Annotated in this window: 1 protein-coding gene; it reads right to left on the reverse strand. The window is 58.7% G+C overall.

Annotated elements, in window-relative coordinates; all coding sequences use genetic code 11:
- Positions 1–38: 38 nt before the first annotated feature.
- The coding region (gene tuf / locus BM316_RS16550) for an elongation factor Tu (protein ID WP_090210852.1) at positions 39–1,214 on the reverse strand (1,176 nt) is incomplete at its 5' end.

Genomic DNA, 1,214 nt, shown 5'->3' on the forward strand with positions numbered 1-1,214 from the left:
TATTCTCGCAGCGGTCGGGCTTGTGCCCGGGCGGCGTTTTACTCGGTGATCTTGGAAACAACACCGGCGCCGACGGTGCGGCCGCCTTCGCGGATCGCAAAGCGCAGGCCTTCTTCCATCGCGATTGGCGCGATCAGCTCGACGTTGAACTTCAGGTTGTCGCCAGGCATCACCATCTCTGTACCTGCTGGCAGCTCAACCGTGCCGGTCACGTCTGTGGTCCGGAAGTAGAACTGTGGGCGGTAGTTGGCGAAGAATGGTGTGTGACGACCGCCTTCTTCCTTGGTCAGGATGTAGGCTTCAGCTTCGAACTTGGTGTGTGGTGTCACAGAACCCGGCTTCACCAGAACCTGACCACGCTCAACGCCGTCACGGTCAACACCACGCAGCAGCGCACCGATGTTGTCGCCTGCCTCACCGCGGTCAAGCAGCTTGCGGAACATTTCAACGCCTGTACAGGTCGTCTTCTTGGTGTCGCGGATACCGACGATCTCGATTTCGTCGCCAACGTTGATCACGCCACGCTCCACACGGCCAGTCACAACTGTACCACGGCCGGAGATCGAGAAGACGTCCTCGATTGGCATCAGGAACGGCAGGTCAACCGCACGTGCAGGTGTCGGGATGTAGCTGTCCACAGCTTCCATCAGCGCTGTGATCGAGTTCGCGCCGATCTCTTCGTCGCGGCCTTCCATCGCGGCCAGAGCAGAGCCCTTGATGATCGGAATATCGTCGCCTGGGTACTCGTAAGAGGACAGCAGTTCACGGATTTCCATCTCGACCAGCTCGAGCAGCTCTTCGTCGTCAACCTGATCAACCTTGTTCATGTAGACAACGATGTAAGGGATGCCCACCTGGCGACCCAGCAGGATGTGCTCGCGGGTCTGTGGCATCGGGCCGTCGGCGGCGTTCACAACCAGGATCGCGCCGTCCATCTGGGCGGCACCGGTGATCATGTTCTTGACGTAGTCGGCGTGGCCGGGGCAGTCGACGTGTGCGTAGTGACGTGTCTCTGTCTCGTACTCAACGTGAGCGGTCGAGATCGTGATACCACGGGCCTTCTCTTCAGGCGCGCCGTCAATCTGGTCATAGGCTTTGAAGTCACCAAAGTACTTCGTGATCGCCGCTGTCAGTGTCGTCTTGCCGTGGTCAACGTGACCAATCGTGCCGATGTTCACGTGCGGCTTATTACGTTCAAACTTTTCCTTAGCCAT

This window comes from Yoonia litorea, assembly GCF_900114675.1.
GTDB classification, from domain to species: domain Bacteria; phylum Pseudomonadota; class Alphaproteobacteria; order Rhodobacterales; family Rhodobacteraceae; genus Yoonia; species Yoonia litorea.